The sequence below is a fragment of the Maribacter vaceletii genome, from assembly GCF_003634105.1.
GTDB lineage: Bacteria > Bacteroidota > Bacteroidia > Flavobacteriales > Flavobacteriaceae > Maribacter_B > Maribacter_B vaceletii.
On the sequence record NZ_RBIQ01000007.1, the window covers coordinates 907387 to 926502 of the forward strand.

Here is a 19116-nt window from a genome sequence, read left to right on the forward strand (position 1 = left end):
TAGATATGCTAAAAAATATATTAAGAGGCATTACGTCTTACACCAATTCTTTTAAACTAATAGGTCAGCTTAAACTGTGGAAATATTTTTTTATACCTATTGGTATAAGTGTTGCGACTGCAATAATAATAGGGTTCATAAGCTATAGTCTCTCTGATAATATTGGCGTGTTCATTGCTAAAATATGGATTTGGGACTGGGGAAAAGAGACCTTTACCACTATCAGTAATTTTATAGGTGGTGCTACGATTGTAGTATTAGGCTTAGTCTTATATAAGCATATTATAATGGCTCTTTCGGCTCCGTTCATGAGTCCTGTTTCTGAAAAAATTGAAGCTCATTTTACAGGAGAAATAAATCATAATCATAGAACAACTTCTTTTAAAGAACAGTTATGGAGAGGTATTCGTATAAACGTTAGAAACCTTTGGAAAGAGATTCTTTTTACCATTCCTCTTTTACTCTTAGGTTTTATTCCAATAATTGGTATTGTTTCTACTATTTTAATATTCCTTGTCCAGGCGTATTATGCAGGTTTTGGTAATATGGATTATACACTAGAACGTCATTATAAATACAAGGAAAGCATTCAGTTTGTAAAAAAATATAAAGGTTATGCCATAGGTAATGGTATCGTTTTTATGCTCTTTCTTCTAATTCCAGTTATAGGCATTATACTAGTTTTACCTCTATCGGTAACGGCAGCATCTAAACAAACTGTTGACATTTTAGAAAACCATAAACAACAAATCTAGTGGTCTTAAATTTTGATGCATACTACCTAGAACCTATACATGAAAAACACGCTTGGGGTTTATGCGATTTTGTTACTTCTAATGCTGATAGATTAAAACGGTATTTCCCTTTAACTTTAGCGGCAAACCTAACTCCTGAACTAGCAACTATTTTTACACATAAAAAGGTAAAAGAATTCCATACAAAAGAAGAGTTTTTGTTCATTATCCGAAGTAATTCCGAAAAAAATATACTTGGAATGGTATATCTAAAAGAACTAAACTGGGAAACCAAACAAGGGGAATTGGCGTATTGCATAGGTTATACAGAAGAAGGCAAAGGTATAGCCAGTAAAGCCGTTCAAAATATAACGGATTGGACATTTAAAGAACATTCTTTAAAAACCCTCCAAATAATTGTACACAAAACTAATGTTGCAAGTATTAAAGTAGCTCAAAAATGTAACTTTACATGGCAAAAAACATTGCCTAAAGAACATACCCCACCAAATGAAAATCCGTTAGACATGGAGTTGTACGAACGTTATAACTCAACATCAAAATGAATATTATAGAAAAATATGACCGTCAATTTGAATACGCAAGCATATTAATTAATTTGCTAATAGCATATCAATTCTATGCGGTTTGGAGCAACCCTAGTATAAATGACGCAGGGATAGTTTCTACTCTAGCAATACTAATGGCCTTTGAATTTATCATGGTCCATTCCGGTGTTTTTATGGCAGTTATGCCAAGGAAAATATCCTTATATGTTCTATTCCCTGTATACGGTTTATTTGCGTTGGCCTTTAATACTATGACAGAGAGTAATACCATCTTAATAGCATATTTATTAATTATTTTTAATAGGATGCGTTTTGCGTTTTCTGATGTTAGCCCTGGCTTAAAAAATAGAGCAATACTAACTTCTGTATTGGCAGCGATAATCTATTTTATTTTAATCTTTGTAGTGGTATTTTCTATGAATTATATTCCTGAACTGGGATTAAATACTGAGTTTTTAGAAGTATCTGGGTACAACGCTGCAAAAACCTCTGGTGGTGTATTTATAGATACACCACACATAGCAATTTGTTTTGGACTAATCTATTATTGTTTTTTAGTTCTAATTGAAGTATTATTACTTTATAAGCCACAAATTAAAAAACTCCGATAAATATTCTCGATTTATGAAAGATACATTTTACGCTTATATACAAACCTTACAAGACACCATTACAGCCAAATTAGAAGAAGTAGATGGTAAAGCTACATTTAAGGAAGATCTTTGGAAAAGACCAGAAGGCGGTGGTGGTAGAACCCGTGTTATAGAAAATGGAGCTGTTTTTGAAAAAGGTGGTGTAAACATTTCTGCAGTTCATGGCGCTTTACCAGAAAGTATGCAAAAGTATTTTGGTGTGGAGGATGCCGATTTTTTTGCTTGCGGATTAAGTTTGGTACTACATCCTAAGAACCCAATGGTTCCAACGGTACACGCAAATTGGCGTTATTTTGAAATGTATGATAAAGAAGGGAATATTGTTGACCAGTGGTTTGGTGGTGGACAAGACCTTACTCCTTATTATTTGTTTAATGAAGATGCTATTCATTTTCATTCTATATGTAAAAAGGCATGTGACAAACACAATTCTGATTTTCATAAAAAATATAAAGAACGATGCGATACGTATTTCTGGAACGCACATCGTAATGAAGCTCGTGGTTTAGGAGGTTTATTTTTTGACTATTGCAAAGCAACGGAAGAAATGTCAATGCAAGATTGGTATAACTTTGTAACCGAGGTAGGAAACAGCTTCTTAGAAGCTTATATACCAATTGTTATAAGAAGAAAAGAATTGCCCTATACCAAAGAACAAAGAGATTGGCAAGAAGTAAGACGTGGTCGTTATGTAGAATTTAATTTAGTACATGATAAAGGAACTTTGTTTGGTTTACGTACTAATGGCCGTATAGAAAGTATTTTAATGAGTTTACCTCCTCATGTGCAATGGCATTATAATCATCATCCAGAGAAAGGAAGCGAAGAGGACAGATTATTAAAGGTTTTAGCAAATCCAAAGGATTGGGTATAATCACTAAACTATAAAACGTTTTAGTTTAATTTCTCAACAATGGCAAAAAAAGGAAAAGAAAAGAATACGCTAAACAAAGCAAAGCACACCAAACTCATGAACCGAAAAAAGAATAAACTTAAAAAGGAACAAGAGACAAGAAAAGAACGCCTTAAAGCTATTGTTAATGCAAGCAAAGTTAACACAAAAGATAACTGATGGAGGAAAATTGCTTTTGTGGAAATAAAAAATCGTATACAATTTGTTGTAAAATACTACATAACAACATTTTAAAAACAGAAACTGCAGAACAGCTTATGCGTTCTCGGTATTCTGCATTTGCATCTGGCAATGGAGATTATTTAATGAAAAGTCATCATTCTAAAACAAGAGTTTTAGAAGATAAGAAGGAAATTATTGCTTGGGCAGAATCTGTAACTTGGATTAAGCTTGAAGTTTTAGAAACTACAAAAGGAAAAAAAGAAGACACCGAAGGAACCGTAACTTTTAATGCCCATTATTATGAAAATGGGAAAGTAAATATTCTAAACGAAAAATCTGCCTTTGTAAAAGAAAACGGGCATTGGGTATATTTGGGATTAGCAGATTAATAAAATAGAATGAAAAAAACACTACTATCTTTTTTTGGAATCACAGCCATTATAATGCTGAATGCATGTAACTCCAGAAAAAAAGGAAAAAGTGATATAGAAGTTATATTTACACCAGACACACTAAATGTTGGCTATACCTATTGGTGGCCAGAGTCTGGGCCATTTATTGGAGAATGTAGCACGGAACTTTCTTTGGTTTTTAGAGGCATAGTTACAGAATTAGATGAACCTACAGAGGAAGCAGGGCCTTTATATACTTCACAAAACGGTATTATTAGAATAGAACAGGTATATAAAATAAAAGACCTAGGCACTAATAAATATACCAATCAGAATTATTTTAAATCGGACTGTTTTAATGGTTTAGACTTAAAAATTGGAGATGCTGTTTTAGTTACTTGCTATGATTATGAAGAGGATTATACAATTCCTGGAAATAAATCTATCTTAAAAATATCTGGGATAGAGGATTCCATTATTACTTCTATCAAAAAATTTATAGACAAAGACCAAAACCCAATAAAAATTAGAAAAGATTTAAAAACCTGGAAAAAACATAAATTAGATATTGCTCTAGAAAAACAGATACATTGTAAAAAAGAAATGCTTAAAAACAACTAAATATTAGTTCCAGATTACTGCTTTTTTAGTAACTTTCTCCTGGGCATTGGTAATATGTAAAATTCTTGCTCTAAGTAATATTCCTCTCCCCTTTTTTTGTCTAGTGTAAATTAGTTGGGCATTCCCAATATTTTCTTCCCAATGCTTTAAAAAGAGTAATGCTCTTTCCTTTTTATCTCCAAAAATAGTGGGTACCACAAAAAAGTTTTCTATTCCAAAACGCTTTTTAAACCAATGTTTATTAAGTAGTAAATATCTAGGATTTTCTATAGGCGCAATAATTTCTTCTAAAGCGGTTATAAAAATAGAACTTTCATAATTAGACGCTCCTAAAAGCACACAAGAAACAGTGCCATAAGCATCTAAATTAGTTTCTACTTGCAACTTGCTTTTTGCTGTGCTCGTATATCCTAATTCTTGCATAGTATGCACCACTGCCCAACCCATTTTAGCAACATGCTTATGTATTTTACCATAGGTTACATAAAGTTTTATTGCTTTATAGGTTTTTATTCCAAACCCAAAAACAAAGGCAGATAATAAAGCGTAAATAAATTGTAGCCAGCCCCTAGTTAAAAGAACGGTCATATTCTTAAGCAAAAACTCTGGTAAGAAAAAAGTAAGCATTGCAACTATTTCTATAAAACCATAAGTAACCATATCTTTATAAAGTAGTTTCTTTTGTTCTACAAAAGGCTTTTTACTCGTATGGTATTTTTTTAATTCTCGTTGTAAACCTGTTCCTTTTAAAACAGCTTGTTGCCATTTACTTTTAATTTTTTCTCTATTAGAAGCTGCGAACAAAGTCTCTTTATTTGCTTTAGAAACTTCTTCTCCCGTATATATTTTTGAAATAGACAACCTATCTAATCCACTTTCAATATAAACAGGATTCTCCTTAGAAATTCCCATAAAAGCATCAAAACGTCTGGTTAAAGTTTCAAAGTCTTTGCCATTATTCTCATCGGTGGGGTCTATACAAGCCAAATGCCAAATAACTGCTGTTTTATTTGGATTCCCTTGCTGGGAACGAATTGCCCTACCACGCATTTGGTTAGAAGAAACAAAAGAACCAACAAAAGACGCTAAAATTAAAGTGTTTATAGCGGGAGCATCCCAACCTTCGCCTAAAAGAGACTTTGTTCCAATTAGTATGTTAATTATTCCGTCCTGAAATAAATCAGTTATTATTTCTACAACAGTGGTTTCTCCAGAATTGGCACTTTGTAGAATAACAAAATCAGAATCGGATTCTAATTCTTGAAAATTAAATTTTATGTGGAGATGTCTTTCCTCTAATTTATCCTTAGCAGTTGTACTTATAATTACTAAGCTTCCAGTTAATATACCAATTGTTTTTTTATTAACATTAGACACTTTAAGCCTATGAAATATAGGCAACACACCTATTTTATTAATCTTAGATACATCTTCCTTTTTAGGGTTTAAATATTCCTTACGTATATAATCTGTTAAAACAACCGCACGTAATTCTACTCTTAAGTCTTTTTCTGAAGCCTCTGTAATTGCGACAATACTATTTAACTTACTAGCACTTGTAGAAAGTGTTTGGTAAAATAATTCAGAACCTATTAAATCAATTCTTTTGGTTTTTAAAACCCCAAGTTTACGAAGTTTTTTTTCCCATTTTTTTAATTCTACTTCATACGCTTCTAAGTTTTCTCTATCCTGAAAAAACAAATAATTTAAAAGTATGCGTAACCAATGGGTTGTAAGTGCAGGAAAATCTACCAATTCTTTTTCATTAAAACCTAAAACCTCCAATTTATCTGTAGCAACAGGAAAATTTATACTTTGTAAATAAATTAGTAAAGCAGAAAAATAGGTAGGATTCTGATAAATATCCTCTAAATATGTCTCGGTTTGGTTTAGAAAACGATGGTTCTTAATTAGCTCTCTAAAAGCAACATCTAGCTGTAATTCTTCCAGTAATTGTGCTACTTTTTGTCGAAACTCATAAATGTAATTTATAGTACTATCGTCTGGCAACGATAGATGAACAAAATCTTGGTGCGCACATAAATCGCCTTCTTTTACCAAATCTGGCACTGCAATTTCATCATCAATTGGGCCACATAAATCAAAATACCGTTGTACTTCTGCGCTGCCACTATCATAAGGAGGTGTAGCTGTTAATGCAACAACTGTTAGGTTTAACTCTTGTTTTATGGTATTTAAACATTTCCACCATTCGTTTTTTAAATGATGTGCTTCATCTAAAACTAAAGTTTGTATTCCTTGTTCCTTAAAAAAGTTTAAAAAAGCCTCTTGAGACTGCTGTTTTTTGAAAAACGAGTGTAATCCCTGATAGGTACTAAAAGTTACATCAGACGGCTTAGAAATAGCAAAAGAGAATGCTTTAAAACTATTTTCTAAAGTAAAAAACTCTTGCAATCTGTTTTCCCACTGGTTGCGAATAGTTAAAGTTGGTGCTAAAATCAATGTTTTTTTGCCTAACTGTCTAACAATTTCTAAGCCTAAAAGGGTTTTTCCAGAACCTGGAGGCGCAATAACATGCAAGTGATTATCTTTTATATGCTCATTAAAATGTGCTAAAAACGCACCCTGGTATGTTCTCCATGGGTATTTAAAAGATAAAGATTGTAAACTAGGAATCAAAAAAAAGGATTTTACATCGTAAATGTAGACTAACAACGTTTTACTTACTAATAATATTGGCGCAAACAATAATTGTAATTTCGTTTTTCTTTTCTTTGTAGTATAAACAAAACATACTAATATCAAAATAAATTATGTATCCACTTATAAGAAATAGAAGACTACGAAGCAATGCTGCTATTCGTAGATTAGTTAGTGAAACCATAATAACTCCAAATGATTTTCTAGTGCCACTATTTGTTGTGGAAGGAAAAGGAATAAAAAAAGAAATTCCGTCCATGCCTGGCCAATACCATTTAAGCTTAGAAAATTTACAAAAAGAAGTAAAAGAACTATGGAAAATCGGACTTTGCGCTGTTCTCCTTTTTGCCAAAGTTCCAGATAATTTAAAAGACAACAAAGGTACAGAAGCCTTAAATCCAGACGGATTAATGCAGCGTGCAGTAAAAGCTGTAAAAGATGCTTGTCCAGAAATGTTGGTTATGACGGATGTTGCTTTAGATCCATTTTCTATTTATGGGCATGACGGTATTGTAGAAAACGGACAAGTATTAAATGACGAATCTGCAGAAATACTTGCAGAAATGAGCGTTTCTCATGCACAAGCTGGTGCAGATTTTGTTGCTCCAAGTGATATGATGGATGGTAGAATACTTACTATTAGAGAAGCTTTGGAAGATGAAGGGTATACTAATACTGGGATTATGAGCTACAGTGCCAAATATGCAAGTGCCTTCTACGGCCCCTTTAGAGATGCCTTAGATTCCGCCCCCGTAGATTCTAAAGAAATTCCAAAAGACAAGAAAACATACCAAATGGATTATGCTAATAGATTTGAAGCTATTAGAGAAACTCAAATGGATATTGATGAAGGAGCAGATATTGTAATGGTAAAACCAGGATTATGCTATTTAGATATTGTTCGCGAAATTAAAAATGAAGTAGATGTTCCTGTTGCAGTTTATCAAGTGTCTGGTGAATATGCAATGCTTAAAGCTGCTGCAGAAAAAGGATGGTTAGATCATGATGCAGTTATGCTAGAACAGTTAATTGCAATTAAAAGAGCTGGAGCAAATATAATAGCAAGTTATTTTGCAAAAGATGCTGTTAAATTATTGGGATAAATTAAGAATTTAATACCACTTAGTCTTTGGTATAATTTACTAAGATGTTTTAACTACATTACCGATTAAAAATCGCCAAAATAGCAATAAAACATCTGTTTTACCAAAAATCGTATATGATTTTTGGTATTTGTAAATTAAAATAAATTCCCTAGAAGTAAGTCCACAAAGCACGTATAGGAAACTAATTTTAATTTCTAGGGAGGCTTCAGAGAAGTTACATTTCGATTATCCAGTAAAACTGTATTTATGAAAAACTTGAGTGTTAATTTTTTATAACCAACTTTAAATAAGAAAACAAACTCTATCAATTTATCCGTATTTTTATACCCTAAACACTATACATGGCACTTTTATTATTTTATGCTCTAATATCTATTTTCTTTTCTTTTTTATGCTCTATACTAGAAGCCGTATTATTAAGTATTACCCCAACGTTTATTAATGTAAAAAAGAAAGAAGGCAAAGCTTTTGCAGTTACATTAGAAGAGCTAAAGAAAGATGTAGACAAACCACTTATTGCAATTCTTACAATAAATACAATTGCCCATACTGTTGGAGCAATTTTGGTTGGTGTACAGGCTAAAGTTGCATATCAAGAATTGTATGGTACTACGCAACGCTCCTTTTTTGGCGTACAATTCTCAGAGGAACTCATGGTAGGTGTAGTTTCTACAATAATGACCTTGCTTATATTAATTGCTTCGGAAATTATCCCAAAAACAATTGGAGCAACGTATTGGAGACAACTTTCTAACTTTTCTGCAAAATCTCTTAAAATAATGGTCCTATTTCTAAAATGGACAGGCCTATTGTGGATTTTACAACTGTTTACAAGACTAGTTGGTGGTAAAGGACATCATGGAAGTGTGTTGAGTAGAGAAGATTTTACAGCCATGACTGATATTGCGCATGAAGAAGGTGTTTTTCAAAAATCAGAATCTACCATTATAAAGAATTTATTACGTTTTGATGAAGTTCTAGTAAAAGATATAATGACGCCAAGAGCAGTAATGAAAATTGCTTCGGAACAAAAAACCATTCGGTCTTTTTTTGAAGAAAATCCTAAATTAAGATTCTCTCGTATTCCTGTATACAGTGAAAAGGTAGATAATATTACAGGTTTTGTTCTTAAAGATACTATTCTTGAAGAAATAATACATGAGAATGATGACGTTCCCTTATCCGAAATAAAAAGAGATATTTTAATTACAAAAAGGGATACACCAATACCACAGCTTTTTGATATTATTATTGCAAAAAGGGAACATATTGCTTTAGTGGTAGATGAATATGGCTCTGTTAGCGGACTAGTAACCTTAGAAGATTTAATTGAAACCCTCTTAGGTCTAGAGATTATGGATGAGAGTGATAATGTAGCAGATTTACAATTATTAGCCAGAAAAAAATGGGAAACCAGAGCTAAAGAAATTGGTATTATAGAAGAAAATACAAAGCTAGAATAAACATGGAAGAGGCGTTTATTAAGACTCCACTTGGCATTGCTAAAATAACTGGTGATGCAAACGGTCTTTCCTCTATTGTTGTTCTTAATTCTGATGCACCACTTACGGAGGTTATCCCAGAAGTTTTAGAAGATGCCGTTTACCAACTAAAGGAATATTTTAAAGAAGAACGCAAAGACTTTACATTAACTCTTAATCCAGAAGGAACTAGTTTTCAAAAACGTGTTTGGAAAGCCTTAGAAGAGATTCCGTATGGAAAAACAGTTTCCTATATAGATTTATCTAAAACCTTAGGAGACCCAAAAGCAATACGTGCTGTTGCAGCTGCAAATGGTAAAAATCCTTTATGGATTGTTATTCCTTGCCATAGAGTAATTGGCAGTGATGGTTCTTTAACCGGTTATGCTGGAGGATTACATCGTAAAAAATGGCTTTTAGAATTAGAAAGTCCTGCAAAACAAACTTCTTTATTTTAAAATTTACAAACCAATTAGTTTGTTTAAAACCAGTATTCTTCCCAACAGAAATGCATTTTTGCTTTTTATCGATACTAAAACACCTAAAAAAGAAGTTTTGATACATAGTATTTCATAACTTAAAAACTAAAACAAACTAGTTAGTCCTTTTTATTCCATTACAAATTAAAGCTAACACAGATTTAAAAACCACTATAAACAGGGTGTTTAACCATAAAAATACTTGCTATATTTGGTGCTAAACCTATCCTAATAAAAAACAATGAAAATACCATCGTTAGTTGAAATTACCGCTAAGGCCGAAAGTGCAGCAAAACGCTTTCCAATTACAATTATATGGTCCATTTTAGGAACTTTATATTGTATTGGTTTACTAGAAGACACAGGAGAATTATTTGAGGATAAAGAAAATGTACTACTTACTCTAAGTTTAGGTATAAGTTGGTTAATAGGTACTCAATTTTTAATAGAACAATTTAAAAATAAGAACAAGTGGCAATGGTTAAAATTACTTGTACTTGCCTTATTAGGGCTGTTTTATTGGTATTACCCTAGTGCATATCATTACGACCAAAACCCTATTTATTTAACTCGCTTTTTTCTATACATTATTGCCGGACATTTATTTGTGTTTTTTGCTCCATTTATAGTTAAATGGAATAAAAATGCCTATTGGAATTACCTAAATCTTACAGGAACAGCTATTACTAGGAGTTTGTTTTTTTCTGGGATTCTTTATTTAGGTTTAGTTTTAGCATTAGTAGCTATTGAGGCTCTTTTTGATGTAACTATTAAAGGAAGAAGATATGGACAGTTATTTATTTTTTGTCTAGGTATAATTAATACATGGATTTACCTTGCCGATTTTCCTAAAAATATTTTAAAAAACACAGAAATCCATTTTAATAAGCCCATTGAAGTTCTTGTAAAGTACATTCTAATTCCATTAGTTATTATATACTTACTAATTCTTTATGCATATAGCGGTAAAATTGTTTTAGAATGGAAATTACCTAAAGGCTGGGTATCTTATTTGGTAATTGCACTTTCTATTTTAGGCTATATAATTCAGATAATTATAAACCCAGTACAAAAAAATATAAAATCTTGGACAATTAATAGGTTTTTCCCTTGGTTCTATATCGTACTAATTCCATTAAATATACTTTTATTTGTTGCTATTTTCAGAAGAATAAATGATTACGGCATTACAGAAAATAGATATTTTGTATTGGCAATTGCACTATGGAATGTAGCAATGATTATTTACTTACTTTTTAGCAAAAATAAAGCGCTAAAAGTTATACCAATATCACTATTTGCAATTGCAATCTTATCTTCCTTTGGTTTTTGGGGAGCGTATAGTGTCTCTAATAGAAGTCAAACAAAACGTTTTGAAAAAATATTTACTGCAGTAAAAGAAAAAAATAACACTGCTACTGGCTCCCAATTATCACAATTAAAATCAATCTTAAAATTTCTAGAAGAACATAAAAAAGTTACAAACCTAAATACAATTACGCAATTAAACTTAGAGGACTATAGAGAGAAACCTGTTGATAGTTTACAACCTGGGTATTTAAACAAGAATAAAATCTGGGAAAAGTTAGATATAAAAGTTGACCCAACTACAATTACAGATAAGCAAAAGAATGATGTATATTATAGTCGTCATCAATATAACAACTATAAATTTTCTGAATCTGTTAGCGCATATGATTATTTCACATATCTAAAATATTTTAACACATCAAAAACTATTGATGCTGGAGAATATGAGATAGCATTAGACATGGATACTATACAAATGAGTATTTCATCAAAAAAAGATGCAACAAATAAAATAGAAATACCATTACGTGAAAAATTAGTTTCACTTTCAGCTGGAGACCCTGATTTAAGAAATTTAGACGATGATAATTTTACTATAGAATTAAAGACCAAAACGTTAGATATAAAAATGCATTTATCTGAATTAAATTATAGGGTTAAATACGATAAAAGTATTGTTATTAACAATTTTAGCGCCTTTATTTTTATAAAAGAAAATTAACTTATGCTACAAAAATTAAACCTAGACTATATACTTTTCTTAGATATTGAAACCGTACCAGAACAAGAGCATTTTGGTAATTTAGACGATGATAAAAAAGAACTTTGGGAGCAAAAATCCAGATACCAACGTAAAGATGAGTTTACAGCAGAGGAGTTTTATGAGCGTGCCGGAATTTGGGCCGAATTTGGTAAAATTGTTTGTATATCTGTCGGCTATTTTAATTTTAAAGGCGATATAAGAACCTTTAGAGTTACTACTTTTCATGGAGAAGAAGATACCCTTTTAAAAGAATTTAAAAATCTATTAAATTCTCATTTTAGTGGGCCAAAACATATGCTTTGTGGCCATAATGGCAAGGAATTTGATTTTCCATATATAGCTCGTAGAATGATAATACATGGTATAGATTTACCTTACAAACTAAATATGTTTGGCAAAAAACCTTGGGAAATTCCGCATTTAGATACCATGGAACTTTGGAAATTTGGAGACTACAAACACTTTACATCTCTTAAACTTATGGCAAACGTTCTTGGTATTCCTTCGCCCAAAGAAGACATTGATGGTAGTATGGTTCGTGAGGTATTTTATAAAGACAAAGATATAGACCGTATTTGTACCTATTGCGAATTAGATGTTATTACCACAGCGCAAGTTTTTCTACGTTTACGCAACGATGACCTTTTAGTAGATTCTGAAATTAAGCGAATTTAATCCTTGTAAAATTTAGTAGTAGACATTCCTTTAGAAGTATCAATCACTAAAATATACATTCCCGAAGATAAGTTAGAAACTGGTATGCCCTCTTCTGGCACATTCCCATGTTCTACCTCTAAGCCTGCTGTAGATATAATTTGAAAGTGACTATCTATTTCCTTATCCCCATGTAACTGAATAATATCTGTAGACGGGTTGGGGTAAATAGAAATATGTAAATCATGCACACTATTTGTTTCTAATATTTCATCTAAAACGGTAGTTTCTTCATTAAATGTAAAGGAATAGACCAAACTATAGTCTGATGCTATATTTTCATTACAAAAAGTGCGCAAACGCATTTCATATGAGGCACCTATCTCTAAATCAGACAACTCAAAAATATTCTCATTGGTATATTTAGTATTCCAACTAGATTCTTTAACCTCTTTATATTGTATTTCATATAACCCATCTGGAATAGCATCCCAATGTAAAGATGCTTTATCTTCATTTGCCTCTATTTTTAAATTTGAAGGAGCTATAACACTACATTCTGTAACTGCAACACCAGAAACTATTAAAGAAAAATTTTGTGAAGCATTGGTTAATTCTCCTTTATGTGTAATTGTTATGGTATATTCTCCACTAGCATTATCAATATTAATTCGTTCAAAAGTATCTACTTTATTATCTCCTTTTTTTGCTGCTTGTGTTGCATTTGCAGCACTAAGTTTCCATGGGTAGTAAACTCCGGAGTTTTGAGAAATTCTAATATCTAAATCGTTTACCAAGGCAGCTTGGCTATTATTTACAATATCTCTATTTATAAAACTTGAAGCTGGGTCTGTCCAAGAAACTGATGCTATTAGTTCTTCTCCTTTTAGTTCTTCTCCTTCAGGTATAGTAACCGTAATAGAATACGTTTCTCCTTGAGATAAACTTTCCTCTTTTATAAGGCTTTTAAATTCTTTATTCGCTAATACCTCTGCCGCTCTCTTTGTATTCATTATTCCCCAACCCATTTGGTAATCTGGGCCAGCTTCATTTACATCATCTGCAGTATGTAAAACCAATCCTTTTAAAGTTGCAGCTTTCATAAAAGAACCATATAATTTTTCATGATACTGCTGTAATAAAAGCATAGAGCCAGTTATTCCTGGTGTTGCCATAGACGTCCCTGTAGAGGAATTATAGCTAGTATCGTTAGTAGAATATGCTGCAAAAACATTAGTGCCACTGCCTGCTATATCTGGTTTTACTCGGCCATCATCTATAGGCCCAAAACTACTATACGATGCTACTGATGCTTTTGTTAAATCGCCATTACTTTTAATTTTAGCCTCTGCAGCAGCAACTGTAATTCCATTTTTACAAGTAGCAAAACCTAAAAGCATATCATAACCTGCGCCTACAGCACCAGAAATTGGTTGTTTATTATTTCCAGACTTTTGAGCGTTACCGGCTGCAGTAACCATTAAGTAATAAGGGGCATTATACATTATATTATCCCAATCTTTAGTTACTCTTAGGTAAGAACCAAAATACCAATCGGGTACGCGGTCTGTTTTTATACCGTAGGAATGGTTAGATAATAAAAGTCCGTTTGCAGCAGCCTCTGCAACTTCTATTTTATCCCTACTCCAATCACTGGTTATTCCTGTTGCTTCATAGGCAACTCCTTTTGCATTTGTTTTTTTTCCAGAAGCTAATAAAGTACCCATTACCATAGTTGGGTGTTTCCCTATTTCTGTTGCAGCATCGGCAATAGTAACTCTAGAATCAAATTCAGTGTGTGTTTTACGAGCCACACCTGCATCCCACACTCCTACTTGCATTCCTTTCCCAGTTATTCCTAATTGCAATAAACCATCTTCATATAGAGAGTTTGCCCTAGATGTAACACTTACATGATCCGAAAAAGTGGTATAATATATTGGAGAGCCATCGTCCCCTAAATCTAACAATTCTGTAAACGTACCATCTGTTAACTCTTCCTTTAATTTCCAACCATTCTGTTTTGCTAAGGTCTTTATTCTTTGTTGCTTCTTAGCATATTGGTTTTCTAACTTTGAGACAGTTTTTCTTAATTGGGCACTATTATTAGCCTTAGCAATCTTATTTTTTTGCGTTTTATTCTGAGCCGATAAAGTAACTGTACAAAGAATAAAAGAAAAAAACATGGCTAATTTAAAAAGCCATAGACAAGTAGGTTGCTTATTGCTCATAAGTATATTGTAAGATTTGGACTACAAATATATTTTATAAACAAAAAGAAAATTAAAAATCAACCTCTTTTCGATGAACTACCTATATGTTTTTAAGCTTATGTTGTGAAAGTGTAAAAAAATGATGCGTAGGAATAATCTTATACGAAATTAAGAGTTGAATTTTAATTGGATGTAAACAGGAAAGTGATCACTATACCCACCAATATACTTTTTGCCTGCGTAAGTTCTATAAGGACTTCCTTTAAACTTACCTTTATACTCGGTTAAAAAAGTATCATCAAAAATGTCTGCATCTGCAAAACTATGGGTGTCTTTTTTATAATTAAAGAAATTGTGAGAGATTATAATTTGGTCAAACAAACTCCAATTTTTCCTATAACTAGTGCTTCCTCTATGGTTTGGAGCATGTAATTTTTCCATAGGATTATAAAGTGTAGAATCTTTTACTAAGGTTTGTATACTTTCTGAGGTTGGGTTATCATTAAAATCGCCCATAATAATATAATTTGGGTCCAGCTCTTCCTCTTCTATTGTACCCATAAATTTCCGTATTGTATTGGCAGCTTCTATTCTCTTATAATCGGTTGATGTACTCCCGTCTCTTCTAGAAGGCCAATGGTTTACAAAAATATGCACTATTTCGCCATTTAATTTTCCTTTTACATAAAGAATATCTCTAGTGGTGTCTCTAACGCCTTTTAAACTATCTATAAGTAAAGGAATAGCCTCTGAATGTAATACTTCAAAATTATCTTTTAAAAATAATAAGCCTGTATCTATACCACGTTCATCTGGAGAATCATAGTGTACAAAATCATATCCTATATCTTTTAAAGGTTCTGTATGTAGCAACTCTTTAACTACCTCTTCATTTTCAACTTCTGCAATACCAACTAATACTGGTGGTTTATTTATAGTATCATATCCTATTTTAGAAATTACAGTTGCTAACTTAGATAGTTTTTTAGTATACCTTTTGTTTGTCCATTTCTTAAAACCTTTTGGGGTAAAATCATCATCTAACGTATGTTCTCCATCTACTGTATCAAATAAATTTTCTACATTATAAAATGCAATTGTATACAGTTCTTGGTTTTTATCTTTCATATTTTAAGGAAAAATGTGTGGTTTTAATATTAAGGACGATAAATTTACAAAATAGCTACCTTAGATTTGTTTAATTTTACACTTTATAGAATTTATGATAGAAAAGAAGACTACTGCCTACGAAAAGGCTGTTCTAATAGGCGTAATTAATAAAGAACAGAATGAAGAAAAGGTAAAAGAATATCTAGATGAACTAGAGTTTCTTACCTATACTGCTGGTGGTGAAGTTTATAAACGTTTTGTGCAAAAAGTAGACGTTCCTAATCCTAAAACGCTTATTGGTAGTGGTAAAATGGAAGAGGTAGAAGCATATGTAGAAGAAAATAAAATAGGTTCTGTTATTTTTGATGATGAACTTACCCCTGGACAACAACGAAATATAGAAAAACAATTGCGTTGTAAAATTATAGACCGTACTAGTTTAATCTTAGACATTTTTGCTCAACGCGCACAAACTAGTTATGCAAGAACCCAAGTAGAGTTAGCGCAATACCAATATTTATTACCTAGATTAACAGGTCTCTGGACACACTTAGAAAGACAAAAGGGTGGAATTGGTATGCGTGGTCCTGGTGAAACAGAAATTGAAACGGATAGGCGTATTGTTCGTGATCGTATTACACTTCTTAAGAAGAAACTATTAAAGATTGATAAGCAAATGGAAACCCAACGTGGTAACCGTGGTGCTTTAGTTCGTGTTGCTTTGGTTGGGTATACCAATGTGGGTAAATCTACCTTAATGAATGTTATAAGTAAGAGTGCTGTTTTTGCAGAGAATAAACTTTTTGCAACCCTAGATACAACGGTACGTAAAGTTGTTTTAGGAAACTTACCCTTTCTTTTGAGTGATACTGTTGGTTTTATTAGAAAATTACCAACACAACTAGTAGAAAGCTTTAAAAGTACTTTAGATGAAGTTCGTGAGGCCGATTTGTTATTACATGTCGTAGATATTAGCCATGCTAACTTTGAAGAACATATAGACTCTGTACAGAAAATACTATCTGAAATTAAAAGTTCCGACAAGAAAACCATAATGGTCTTTAATAAAATAGACCAATATGAACATGAAACTATTGATGAAGATGATTTAATTACAGAAAAGACCTCTAAACACTTTACCATTACAGAGTGGAAACAAACTTGGATGCAAAAAGTAGGCGATAGAGCGCTTTTTATATCTGCCTTAAATAAGGAAAATCTGGACGAGTTTAGAAAACGTGTTTATGATGAAGTTAGAGACATTCATGTAACTCGTTTTCCTTATAACAACTTTTTATATCCAGAACATTTAGATGAGTATTAATAAAAAGACCTTTTTCTAAAGGTCTTTTTTATGCCCTATAAATACAATAGTATACACATTAGCTTATGTGTTTTTGGGCACTATTATGTAGTTCATCGAAGAAAGAATACCACTCATATTTTTCACAACAATATAGAGCCCCTTCACAACATAAATTGTTCTAAATCTTAAGAGCTGTAGTATCTTTGAAGTGTAAGAAATAGTGTTTACCCCAAATAAACACCAGAGCTTAACCAAAAATGTTAAAGTGTCTTTTCCCCAAAAAATGATACTTAACCTAAAAAAATTACCGATGCAAATCGGACCCAAATTTTACAGAATACCTACTTACTAAAAAACAAAGCCCTTTCCCAAAAGGGCTTTTTTTATTTCTTATAATTACAATAATCTATAAAAGGGATATTTTACTTTTTACTAACTATTATGCAGTTCATCGAAGAAAGAATACCACTCATATTTTTCACAACATTTTAGAGCCACTTCACAACATAAATTGTTCTAAATCTTAAGAGCTGTAGTATCTTTGAAGTGTAAGAAATAGTGTTTACCCCAAATAAACACCAGAGCTTAACCAAAAATGTTAAAGTGTCTTTTCCCCAAAAAATGATACTTAACCTAAAAAAATTACCAATGTAAATTGGACCCAAATTTTACAGAATACCTACTTAACTAAAGAACTGGCCCTTTACCAAAAGGGCTTTTTATTTTTACAAAAAGCTTCTTAAGCTTAAAACATTCATTTTAACAGGTTTTACAACAAGATTCGAATTATTTACAACAAAACTTTTAAAAAACTAGCCTTACTATTTACATTGGTTTTGTATTAGAATAAAAGTCCTAAATAAATGCTTTATTTTTTTGATACTTAAATAAAGCCGATTACTATAAACACATGTTATATTGTAGACTGTGTTAAAAATTAAGCAACCCTACTTAACAAAAAAAGCCCTCATTTAAGAGGGCTTTTCTATATATTATATAATACTATTTGTCTTAGAAAGCATAATTAAGACCAAATAACCAATACGATTGTGTTTTGTTATCTATATTGTCAAAATTAGCAGTTGGAGTTGAAGCAAGAGCATAATTTACAGCTTCTTGTTTGTTTCCTCTTAATCCAAATTCAAATCCTAAACCAATACCTTTCCATAATGTGTAACCAAAAGAGTTAATCCATGTCCAGTTAGACAAGTCACTACTCTTATAGCTTTGGAATGTAGAAAAGTTAGTTTTAAAGTTTACTGCTCCTAATTGTCTTGTATAATCTACTACAATTTTAGCACCTAAAGAAGATTCAAAAACCGCATCGTTCTTTGCAAACACAAAGTTATAGTTTAATGGGTGTATAACTACTACCATATTCTCTATTGGAGTCCAAGTAGCACCAACACCTAAATCTAAGTATCCTGGGTCATTAAAATTATTTAAAATTGTTGTTCTATACTCTCCTAATGCAGAGATAGCAAATTTGTCACTTAATTTACGACCATATAATGACGAAATTGTAAAAACATCAGTTGCTTCTTTAAAACCATCTTGTTGGTCTTCTGGTAAATTTTGATCATCTAATTTTACCCATCCTAGATTAATGTTTCCATTATTTCTCCAGAAGAATTTTTCACGATCTAAGTTTGCAAAACCATTAACAGTAACACCTATATTTCCAGAAGAGTTATCTGGTAAAGCTTGTGAGTACCAGTTACTAAATCCAGATAAGTTAGCTCCTATAGTTCCAAAAGCTCCTTTTTTCCAACCTGGAAAAGCATCTATTTTCCCTTGTAAAGCATCTACTCTACCTTGGATAGCTGCAACTGAATCTTTTTTTAAAGCTTGTTCTGCCTTTAACTCATCAATCGTTTGGGCGTAACTTGCAGTTAATGCAAATACTGCTACCAAAGTAAAAACTAGTTTTTTCATAATTGTAATGTTTAGTGTTTTTTAATTTAGAAACGCAAAAGTAACAAATGTCA

The 19116-nt window shown here is 31.9% G+C and carries 17 protein-coding genes; 13 read left to right on the top strand and 4 right to left on the bottom strand.

Annotation, left to right across the window (positions count from 1 at the left end):
- Positions 1 to 5 precede the first annotated feature (5 nt).
- From CLV91_RS03665 to CLV91_RS03690, 7 genes are read left to right on the top strand one after another with little or no spacing between them, the layout of a single operon-like run.
- Entirely contained in the window at positions 6 to 755 is a 750-nt protein-coding gene (locus CLV91_RS03665) for an EI24 domain-containing protein (protein ID WP_121064086.1), read from the top strand.
- A complete protein-coding gene (locus tag CLV91_RS03670) occupies positions 755 to 1300 on the top strand; it encodes a GNAT family N-acetyltransferase (RefSeq protein ID WP_121064088.1) in 546 nt (181 codons plus the stop codon). Before CLV91_RS03665 ends, CLV91_RS03670 begins: the two co-directional genes overlap by 1 nt.
- On the top strand, positions 1297 to 1914 hold the full coding sequence (locus CLV91_RS03675) for a hypothetical protein (RefSeq protein ID WP_121064090.1): 618 nt from the start codon (positions 1297 to 1299) through the stop codon (positions 1912 to 1914). The genes CLV91_RS03670 and CLV91_RS03675 overlap by 4 nt, the downstream gene beginning before the upstream one ends.
- 13 nt (positions 1915 to 1927) lie before the next feature.
- Positions 1928 to 2830 carry an oxygen-dependent coproporphyrinogen oxidase gene (gene hemF / locus CLV91_RS03680; RefSeq protein ID WP_121065683.1) on the top strand — a complete coding sequence of 301 codons (903 nt, stop codon included), beginning with the start codon at positions 1928 to 1930 and terminating at the stop codon, positions 2828 to 2830.
- A gap of 39 nt (positions 2831 to 2869) precedes the next feature.
- Complete coding sequence (locus CLV91_RS16785) at positions 2870 to 3028, top strand: hypothetical protein (protein WP_170146693.1); 159 nt, start codon at positions 2870 to 2872, stop codon at positions 3026 to 3028.
- Positions 3028 to 3420 (top strand): YchJ family protein, encoded by a 393-nt coding sequence (locus tag CLV91_RS03685; protein ID WP_121064092.1) that lies wholly within the window; start codon positions 3028 to 3030, stop codon positions 3418 to 3420. Before CLV91_RS16785 ends, CLV91_RS03685 begins: the two co-directional genes overlap by 1 nt.
- 9 nt (positions 3421 to 3429) lie before the next feature.
- Entirely contained in the window at positions 3430 to 4044 is a 615-nt protein-coding gene (locus CLV91_RS03690; protein WP_121064094.1) for a hypothetical protein, read from the top strand.
- Between the two features lie 3 nt (positions 4045 to 4047).
- On the opposite strand, the gene CLV91_RS03695 is transcribed toward CLV91_RS03690, so the two are convergent.
- Positions 4048 to 6684 carry a DEAD/DEAH box helicase family protein gene (locus tag CLV91_RS03695; RefSeq protein WP_121065686.1) on the bottom strand — a complete coding sequence of 879 codons (2637 nt, stop codon included), beginning with the start codon at positions 6682 to 6684 and terminating at the stop codon, positions 4048 to 4050.
- A gap of 134 nt (positions 6685 to 6818) precedes the next feature.
- Between CLV91_RS03695 and hemB the strand changes: the two genes are divergently transcribed.
- The 5 genes from hemB to CLV91_RS03720 all read left to right on the top strand — a co-directional run bounded on the left by hemB (position 6819) and on the right by CLV91_RS03720 (position 12520).
- Positions 6819 to 7808 carry a porphobilinogen synthase gene (gene hemB / locus CLV91_RS03700; RefSeq protein WP_121064096.1) on the top strand — a complete coding sequence of 330 codons (990 nt, stop codon included), beginning with the start codon at positions 6819 to 6821 and terminating at the stop codon, positions 7806 to 7808.
- A gap of 344 nt (positions 7809 to 8152) precedes the next feature.
- Positions 8153 to 9274, top strand: a complete 1122-nt coding sequence (locus tag CLV91_RS03705) for a CNNM domain-containing protein (RefSeq protein ID WP_121064098.1) — start codon at positions 8153 to 8155, stop codon at positions 9272 to 9274.
- A gap of 2 nt (positions 9275 to 9276) precedes the next feature.
- The gene (locus tag CLV91_RS03710; protein ID WP_121064100.1) at positions 9277 to 9750 is read left to right on the top strand and encodes a methylated-DNA--[protein]-cysteine S-methyltransferase; all 474 of its coding nucleotides are present in this window, start codon (positions 9277 to 9279) and stop codon (positions 9748 to 9750) included.
- Between the two features lie 262 nt (positions 9751 to 10012).
- Positions 10013 to 11803: a DUF4153 domain-containing protein gene (locus tag CLV91_RS03715; RefSeq protein WP_121064102.1), complete on the top strand. Its 1791-nt coding sequence runs from the start codon at positions 10013 to 10015 to the stop codon at positions 11801 to 11803.
- A gap of 3 nt (positions 11804 to 11806) precedes the next feature.
- The gene (locus CLV91_RS03720) at positions 11807 to 12520 is read left to right on the top strand and encodes a 3'-5' exonuclease (protein ID WP_121064104.1); all 714 of its coding nucleotides are present in this window, start codon (positions 11807 to 11809) and stop codon (positions 12518 to 12520) included.
- Here CLV91_RS03720 and CLV91_RS03725 read toward each other — a convergent pair.
- Together CLV91_RS03725 and CLV91_RS03730 are read right to left on the bottom strand one after the other, a co-directional pair.
- On the bottom strand, positions 12517 to 14730 hold the full coding sequence (locus CLV91_RS03725) for a S8 family serine peptidase (RefSeq protein ID WP_121064106.1): 2214 nt from the start codon (positions 14728 to 14730) through the stop codon (positions 12517 to 12519). The two genes, CLV91_RS03720 and CLV91_RS03725, sit on opposite strands and share 4 nt — an antisense overlap.
- A gap of 150 nt (positions 14731 to 14880) precedes the next feature.
- The gene (locus CLV91_RS03730; RefSeq protein WP_121064108.1) at positions 14881 to 15840 is read right to left on the bottom strand and encodes an endonuclease/exonuclease/phosphatase family protein; all 960 of its coding nucleotides are present in this window, start codon (positions 15838 to 15840) and stop codon (positions 14881 to 14883) included.
- A 94-nt stretch (positions 15841 to 15934) separates the two neighbouring features.
- Between CLV91_RS03730 and hflX the strand changes: the two genes are divergently transcribed.
- Positions 15935 to 17146 (top strand): GTPase HflX, encoded by a 1212-nt coding sequence (hflX, locus tag CLV91_RS03735; RefSeq protein ID WP_121064111.1) that lies wholly within the window; start codon positions 15935 to 15937, stop codon positions 17144 to 17146.
- 993 nt (positions 17147 to 18139) lie between these two features.
- Here hflX and CLV91_RS03740 read toward each other — a convergent pair.
- A complete protein-coding gene (locus tag CLV91_RS03740) occupies positions 18140 to 19063 on the bottom strand; it encodes a DUF3078 domain-containing protein (protein ID WP_121064113.1) in 924 nt (307 codons plus the stop codon).
- Positions 19064 to 19116: the final 53 nt, after the last annotated feature.

Bases quoted from the DNA above. Each gene is read 5' to 3' on its own strand.
- CLV91_RS03665 (WP_121064086.1), top strand. From the start codon at position 6: ATGCTAAAAAATATATTAAGAGGCATTACGTCTTACACCAATTCTTTT.
- CLV91_RS03675 (WP_121064090.1), top strand. From the start codon at position 1,297: ATGAATATTATAGAAAAATATGACCGTCAATTTGAATACGCAAGCATA.
- hemF (WP_121065683.1), top strand. From the start codon at position 1,928: ATGAAAGATACATTTTACGCTTATATACAAACCTTACAAGACACCATT.
- CLV91_RS16785 (WP_170146693.1), top strand. From the start codon at position 2,870: ATGGCAAAAAAAGGAAAAGAAAAGAATACGCTAAACAAAGCAAAGCAC.
- CLV91_RS03685 (WP_121064092.1), top strand. From the start codon at position 3,028: ATGGAGGAAAATTGCTTTTGTGGAAATAAAAAATCGTATACAATTTGT.
- CLV91_RS03690 (WP_121064094.1), top strand. From the start codon at position 3,430: ATGAAAAAAACACTACTATCTTTTTTTGGAATCACAGCCATTATAATG.
- hemB (WP_121064096.1), top strand. From the start codon at position 6,819: ATGTATCCACTTATAAGAAATAGAAGACTACGAAGCAATGCTGCTATT.
- CLV91_RS03705 (WP_121064098.1), top strand. From the start codon at position 8,153: ATGGCACTTTTATTATTTTATGCTCTAATATCTATTTTCTTTTCTTTT.
- CLV91_RS03710 (WP_121064100.1), top strand. From the start codon at position 9,277: ATGGAAGAGGCGTTTATTAAGACTCCACTTGGCATTGCTAAAATAACT.
- CLV91_RS03715 (WP_121064102.1), top strand. From the start codon at position 10,013: ATGAAAATACCATCGTTAGTTGAAATTACCGCTAAGGCCGAAAGTGCA.
- CLV91_RS03720 (WP_121064104.1), top strand. From the start codon at position 11,807: ATGCTACAAAAATTAAACCTAGACTATATACTTTTCTTAGATATTGAA.
- CLV91_RS03725 (WP_121064106.1), bottom strand. From the start codon at position 14,730: ATGAGCAATAAGCAACCTACTTGTCTATGGCTTTTTAAATTAGCCATG.
- CLV91_RS03730 (WP_121064108.1), bottom strand. From the start codon at position 15,840: ATGAAAGATAAAAACCAAGAACTGTATACAATTGCATTTTATAATGTA.
- hflX (WP_121064111.1), top strand. From the start codon at position 15,935: ATGATAGAAAAGAAGACTACTGCCTACGAAAAGGCTGTTCTAATAGGC.
- CLV91_RS03740 (WP_121064113.1), bottom strand. From the start codon at position 19,063: ATGAAAAAACTAGTTTTTACTTTGGTAGCAGTATTTGCATTAACTGCA.